This window comes from Zooshikella ganghwensis DSM 15267 (assembly GCF_000428585.1).
Lineage (GTDB): Bacteria > Pseudomonadota > Gammaproteobacteria > Pseudomonadales > Zooshikellaceae > Zooshikella > Zooshikella ganghwensis.
On the sequence record NZ_AUAF01000223.1, the window covers coordinates 1 to 5,032 of the forward strand.

The following is a 5,032-nucleotide window of genomic DNA, read 5'->3' on the forward strand; positions in this document are numbered from 1 at the left end:
ATCCCTTTAGAACCACCGACAACCAATGGGTAGCCGCCAAAGACCTGAAAGCCGGTGACAAGCTCGTCAGCCAAAGCCTGCAACCGCTCACCGTCCAACACACCGAATACAAACCGGCACTCCAAAGCGTCTACAACCTGGAAGTCAAAGACTACCACACGTACTTTGTGGGGCAGCAAGGGGCGTTGGTGCATAATGGGTCTAAGCGGACGTGTGTGGTGAAAGATGCACCACAAGTTAAGTCTATTGGTGGCTATCAAGTAGGAAAAGAAATCGGTCGAGGAGGTTTTGGTACTGTTTATGAAGTATCTGGAAACTCTGATTTAGTCCTAAAGGTTGCGACGGGTTCTGGAGGCAGGGCAAATACACAGCTTGCAAAAGAAGCTGCCAACTTAAAGTTATTAAAGGATAAAGGTTACCCTACAGTGTTTGAAGATTTTATAGACACTGTTGAAGATGGAGTCGAAAAACAAGCAATATTAATGAAAAAGGTGGATGGGGCTCTTAGTAAAGAGCTGCTACAAACTGGACAATATAAAGATATTGCCCCCAAGCTTGAAGACTTAAGAGCTGTTAACACCAAAACAATGAAAGATTTAAAGCAGTTAAGAGACATGGCTGCGAAAGATAATATTGTGATTGATGATTTACAGTTTATGGTCAGTCGGAAGGATGGTTCAATCAGCCTTGTTGATCCCGCTGATATCAGAGATCTTTCGAAGTTAAAGCCAAAACAAGCAAAACCTCAGCTTAAAGCATATCTCAAGCGAATTGATGGAATGATTAAAGGTTTTGAAAAAATTAAAAGTGCAAATGGATAAGAATATAACTGAATATGCATAATAAATTAATTACTCAACTATATAATCAAGGCGCTAGTTTAGCGCCTTATATTCCTGAAAGTTTACGTACTCTGGAGTTTTTAATTAAAGCAACAATTAAGGATCTTTATAGGCTATCTGATGACCCTAACGAAGATGAACCTTTATCTGATTACAACCCCTTAGTTGTTGAAACTTCACATGGTGAAATAGTTATAATTTACTTAGATGAAGGGAAAAAAAATATATATTTATTTAGTACATTGAGTAGTAAAGACTCTGTTTATAATCTTATAAATCGTTATTCTCATAAAATACCAATCATAAAAGATAACAAATTTATTCATGATATACCTGACACCAAACTTGGTGCGATCGTATCTGCAAGTGTCATATCCAAACATCATGAATTTAATGGATGGCACTCAATGAGTGGTATTTCAGTAGAGTTCCAATGTGGCAAAACTATCTATATAGGAACTGAGTTAACAGAGCTTGAAATACCAGGTATATGGATTATTGACCCTTATGAATTGAGTCAAGGTTGGGAAATAACCTCGTTAGCAAGCTCTCGATAGTTATACTGCTTTAATCTTTGCAGAAAAGGGTATTCTTTCTCCGATGGAAAGTAGAAAGAATACTCATCATTATCTAATGAAAGAATGCCCCATGATCCTCTGATAAGACTACCTTCTGCATTAAACTCCAGGTGTTCTAGCCCAACCATTAAAGACTCCCCAGGTCTTGATACTGGACCAATAACTTTATGGTGGTGACCAAATAAATGTACTTTCGGTTGTAACTTCTCAGCCAGTTTTTGAATTAAAGAAGAGCCTTCAGGAAGCTCTGCTGATAAAGGGCCTGCATGAGTCATTAGTATATCAATCGTGTTTGTTTTCGAAAATGCTTGCTCTATTTCTTCATATGTAAAATAGCGAGGGTCTAAATGAGACTTAAGGGAGGCATGCTTATATTTCTTTTTATTTTTTTTTCCACGAGATTTTGTTTCTATTGACGGGGGAATTCCTCCAAATGCACCCACAACAAGTGAGCTATTGTTAAGGTGTATAGATTGACCATTAGGGATATAAGTTATTTTACCCCATGGATCTACAGTCCCAGGATTCTTAAAGTTACTTAGGTATTCGAAGTCTTCGTGATTACCTCGAATAAAATAGGTTTCAGGGGCTTGTTGGTAACTAAGAAAAAGTTTTGATTCATCGGTTTCTTTACAAAAATTGCTAAAACCTAACTCATCAGGGTCTTTTTGTGCATATTTTTTTGAAGCTTGATCCATTTTTAAAGGGTTTGGGTAGGCTCCCATATCTCCGACTTGGAGAATTCCATCAAGTGTAGTATTTTTTTGGCTCTGCCATAAATAGGCAAGAGTATACATCAAGGCAACACGGCCATGAACATCACCAAATACAGCAAAATTTAGTTTTCTAGTCTCTTTTTTCAACATTCTTAAAAGGTAAATTCTTTAATCTTTAGCATTATTAATCGTAATCTATTGTTTTATATAAATACACTGCCATAAAGTACTCCTGCTCAAAAAAGCTTATTATCTGCTAGTGCTCTTAGTGCGCCTACCCCACCCCAGAATACCCAACCCCCTCGAAAAAAGTTCCGATAATCTTTGTTATCGGAAGTTTTTGCTATAGCGCCATACACCCCATAAGCCAGTATTTTCAGTACTTAGAGCATCTTGTTTCGTTTATTTCGATTATTTGCTTGTTTCGTTTATTTCGTATATGATGACACTATTGGTCATCAAAAGGTTTAGGAAAATGGCAACATCAACAGCACTAGGGGCAGTACATAACCCAAGCCCCTACGATATTGATCTAGCGCGAAAGAGCGCGCCTTTACTTGCCAAAATCATTGGTAAGCAGGCTCCAAACGCTGAACGTATTCAGTTTGTTGATGAGGGTGGAGAGCAGTTAACGGTTCCAACAGCAGCCCTCAACTTATTGAAAGAGGTCTTAGTGCAAATGGCACAAGGTCATGCTGTAACATTGGTACCTGTGCATGCTGAACTGACAACACAACAAGCTGCAGATATGTTGAATGTCTCTCGTCCTTATTTGGTGAAACTACTGGAGCAAGGTGAGATCCCCTTTACTAAAAAAGGAACTCATCGTCGTGTACTTTTCCAGGATGTCATGAATTATAAGCAGGCGATTGATCAGAAACGCCTATCAGTACTTGATGAGCTCACGGCCCAAGCACAAGAACTGGATATGGGATATTAATGCATGCGCTATACCGTTGTATTGGATGCGAATGTCCTCTATCCAGCCCCTTTGCGTGACCTTTTTATGCGTTTAGCACTCACTGACTTATTTTCTGCCCGTTGGACAGCTCAAATCCATGATGAATGGATACGTAATGTGCTTGCTAAACGGCCTGATTTAAAGCCAGAGCAGCTACAACGTACTAGACAGCTTATGGACAGCCATGTCAGAGACTGCTTAGTTGAAGGGTATGAACCTTTGATTGAAGGTTTAAGTTTACCAGATCCTGATGATCGACACGTACTTGCCGCAGCAATCAAGTGTGGTGCGCAAGCAATTATCACCTTTAATTTAAAAGATTTTCCTGCAAGCAAGCTTAAACAGTTTGAAATTGAAGCGAAGCATCCAGACGAATTTTTAGCCTACCAGCTTGATCTAGATCCTGCACTCGTTTGCAATGTTGTTCGCCAGCATCGTGCGGCCCTAAAGCGACCACCAAAAAGTATTGGAGATTATTTAGATACATTGGAAACGAATGGTCTCGCTGTAACAGCTAACATCTTGAGGCGTTTTGCGGAAATGCTGTAAGTCTTTGATAAATAGCCGATACGCAGGGTTATCGGCTATTTTTTTATCGAGTAGTGGTTGATAAACATTCAATATTTCGGGTGGTTCTGTAGTTAAGTGAATTATTATTCTATTTACAATGGCTATCCACAAAATATCGTGGATTACGCTCTTTCATTTCATACTTCATTTTCAACACTAATTTAGTGTTCATTAATTTACTGATGCACTGAGTGGTTGTTCTTTTTCCAACCTTTTTAAGGTTGTGTCCTACACTAGAAGTTTACCTTGGGTGCTTTTAAACAGGCTATAAAAGTGCGTTATTGAGTGTAGGGTAGTTAAACTATGCAGTGGTGTGTGCCTGTTGCTCGGTTATTACGCCAGTTACTATTTCAGTTATTCGTGTTATTGGCATTTTGTTGTCAATGCTGCCGTGTGTATGCCTACCCGTTTGTGCAAGGAATGCAGCCTATCGATTTTGCTCCCGTCAAGCAGGTTTCTAAAGGTGCTGTTTATGCCCGAGAAGTGATCTTAGGCGAAAATGATGCGCCCATTCTAGTGGAGTTCGATCTTGAAGGAAAAGAAGTCAAAACCATTGGCGAACAGCAGGGGGAGTATGCTGATACCCGGATTATGAGTGGTGTCACCTTTAATAGTTTTCTCAAGCAAAAGCAGTTGATTGAAAAACAGTATATTAATCAATTTAAGGTATTATCCCGTGAACAATATGAAAGCGAAACAACCCGTATTGTTGATCATGAAGGGAATAGTCGATTAAAAAAAGCGTTGAAGGATGACACCTTATTTGTTTGGCTTTTAAAACCTGAATTTATTATTGGGAATAATAAATATATTTTATTAGAAATTCCCATCTCTACTTATGAAGTCCCTGTCACTCAAAGCCCTGCAGGCTATATTCGTAGTGTGTTAGTGTCGACCAAAACTGGTCGAATACTTTACCGATCGGAAAATAATATTGGGGTGCGTACAGGGTTTATTTTGGATAATAATAATGAAGTTAAAAAATTTCGTGATCGAGAAGCAACCGATACCGTATTAAATCCCATTGCAAATGCTAAAGTGTTTGCAGTAGCGGATGGACGTGACTTCATAACGTTCACCGATGGACAAGGGAAATACCGAGTCGAGTACTATAATCCTCCCTGTCCTGGTTTTGAGTTTTTATACCACAACCCCATTATTGCTGAGCTTCATTACAGCCGTTTTCATCCCCGCAAAACTGAATATTTACCGTATTTTTTAATTCGACAGCAAGAACATTACTGTAATGGTTTGTATGTTTGGAGCCCAGAGGGGCTTTGTTGAATCGCTCATTAATCAATCAATACCATACGCTCATAATTTGCTAGAATACCGAGCTTGTCCTAGTTAAGTCTATTACCTCCT

At 39.1% G+C, this 5,032-nt stretch carries 6 protein-coding genes; 5 read left to right on the forward strand and 1 reads right to left on the reverse strand.

Translation table 11 applies throughout. The annotated features are described in order from the left end of the window. A partial coding sequence (locus F607_RS33210; protein ID WP_268967654.1) for a polymorphic toxin-type HINT domain-containing protein occupies window positions 1-821 on the forward strand: 821 nt, incomplete at its 5' end. Window positions 822-835: 14 nt separating this feature from the next. Further along, window positions 836-1,399, forward strand: a complete 564-nt coding sequence (locus F607_RS0124455) for a hypothetical protein (protein ID WP_027710144.1) — start codon at window positions 836-838, stop codon at window positions 1,397-1,399. On the opposite strand, the gene F607_RS33215 is transcribed toward F607_RS0124455, so the two are convergent. Then, entirely contained in the window at window positions 1,360-2,286 is a 927-nt protein-coding gene (locus F607_RS33215; RefSeq protein WP_027710145.1) for a metallophosphoesterase family protein, read from the reverse strand. The two genes, F607_RS0124455 and F607_RS33215, sit on opposite strands and share 40 nt — an antisense overlap. A 325-nt stretch (window positions 2,287-2,611) precedes the next feature. On the opposite strand from F607_RS33215, the gene F607_RS0124465 reads away from it, so the two are divergent. The 3 genes from F607_RS0124465 to F607_RS0124475 all read left to right on the forward strand — a co-directional run bounded on the left by F607_RS0124465 (window position 2,612) and on the right by F607_RS0124475 (window position 4,951). Then, window positions 2,612-3,076, forward strand: coding sequence for a helix-turn-helix domain-containing protein (locus F607_RS0124465; protein WP_027710146.1), 465 nt, complete (start codon window positions 2,612-2,614; stop codon window positions 3,074-3,076). Between the two features lie 3 nt (window positions 3,077-3,079). Continuing rightward, complete coding sequence (locus F607_RS0124470; protein WP_027710147.1) at window positions 3,080-3,646, forward strand: PIN domain-containing protein; 567 nt, start codon at window positions 3,080-3,082, stop codon at window positions 3,644-3,646. A 324-nt stretch (window positions 3,647-3,970) separates the two neighbouring features. Continuing rightward, window positions 3,971-4,951, forward strand: coding sequence for a hypothetical protein (locus tag F607_RS0124475; RefSeq protein ID WP_027710148.1), 981 nt, complete (start codon window positions 3,971-3,973; stop codon window positions 4,949-4,951). Window positions 4,952-5,032: the final 81 nt, after the last annotated feature.

Coding starts and splice junctions, on each gene's coding strand:
- F607_RS0124455 (WP_027710144.1), top strand. CDS start 836: ATGCATAATAAATTAATTACTCAACTATATAATCAAGGCGCTAGTTTA.
- F607_RS33215 (WP_027710145.1), bottom strand. CDS start 2,286: ATGTTGAAAAAAGAGACTAGAAAACTAAATTTTGCTGTATTTGGTGAT.
- F607_RS0124465 (WP_027710146.1), top strand. CDS start 2,612: ATGGCAACATCAACAGCACTAGGGGCAGTACATAACCCAAGCCCCTAC.
- F607_RS0124470 (WP_027710147.1), top strand. CDS start 3,080: ATGCGCTATACCGTTGTATTGGATGCGAATGTCCTCTATCCAGCCCCT.
- F607_RS0124475 (WP_027710148.1), top strand. CDS start 3,971: ATGCAGTGGTGTGTGCCTGTTGCTCGGTTATTACGCCAGTTACTATTT.